The sequence below is a fragment of the Acinetobacter sp. ABJ_C5_2 genome, assembly GCF_044538485.1.
Taxonomy (GTDB): Bacteria; Pseudomonadota; Gammaproteobacteria; order Pseudomonadales; family Moraxellaceae; genus Acinetobacter; species Acinetobacter nosocomialis_A.
On sequence record NZ_JBIUCS010000082.1, the window covers coordinates 1 to 1,203 of the forward strand.

At 47.4% G+C, this 1,203-nt stretch carries 1 protein-coding gene; it reads left to right on the forward strand.

The window, feature by feature from the left end:
- A partial coding sequence (locus tag ACH8JV_RS19425; protein ID WP_396523280.1) for a type VI secretion system Vgr family protein occupies positions 1-1,203 on the forward strand: 1,203 nt, incomplete at both ends.

The following is a 1,203-nucleotide window of genomic DNA, read 5'->3' on the forward strand; positions in this document are numbered from 1 at the left end:
TTTAAAGAATGGCAAGGCAAAAGTCCGTTATTTGCTTCAAGCTTAACCCTTGATACATCTGGCTTAACCAAAGACTACGATGTGCGTCCATTTGTGATGCAGTCTAACGAAAGCGATTATGACTTTTTAACCCGTTTGTGGCGTAGTGAAGGCATTAATTGGCTTATAGATGAATCACAGCTTTTGGTCGCTGATCCGAATGCTTCCATTCAGCCACAAGTGCTACGTTTGATTGATGAAAATCAAAACTATAAAGCCCTTGAACGCCGTAACTTACGCTACCAACGCAGCAGTGCGACAGAACAGTTCGATACCATTACTCAAGTCAAAGCTGAGCGAAGCTTACAGCCAACGTCGGTACATATTCAACGCTGGCAAGCTGATGCCCTTCAACAAGAAGAAGGCAGTGGCAGCGTACAAGGCACCCAAAAGCACAGCGAACACTATGACAATGCGAGCCTAAACCTCGAAGATGCATGGCATGTCAGCCCTGCGTGGATGCAGGACTTAAAGGGCGAAGACCAAGCCACCGCTTCCGGCAATAACCAAATTGAACAGTTCAATCAGAACATCAATGCTTACCATCACCTAACTTCTAAACAATTTACCGTTTCAGGTAACGTCCGTGATGCACAGGTAGGTTACTGGTTTGAACTGAATGACCACCCTGAACTCGACCAGCATGACAGTGCTGATAAAGAATTTTTGATCTTAAGCAAACACTACTACAACCAGAATAATTTACCGAAAGAATTACAACAGCAAATCGAACGCCTATTACCACAAGGTAAACTTAAGGCAGCTGAACTCGACACGCAAAATCCTGAGCAGCGCCACTTTGCTGAACTCAATGTCGTTCGACGCAACATAAAAGCTGTACCTGAGTATAATCCGCTAGAGCACCGACCAGCAGCTTATCCGCAGCGCGCTAAAGTCGTAGGGTTAGAAGGCGAAAGCATCCATGTTGACCAGTGGGGACGTATTAAAGTCCGCTTCCTGTTTACCCGAGCCGATGACCATAGCCATGATGGTGGAGCAGGCAGTAACGACAATGACACCGACTCCGCTTGGGTCGATGTGCTGACCCCGTGGGCGGGTGCAGGTTATGGAGCACGCTTCTTGCCTCGCGTGGGCGAGATCGTGGTGATTGACTTCTTTGACGGCAACATTGACCGTCCATTTGTGGTGGGACGTATTCACGAA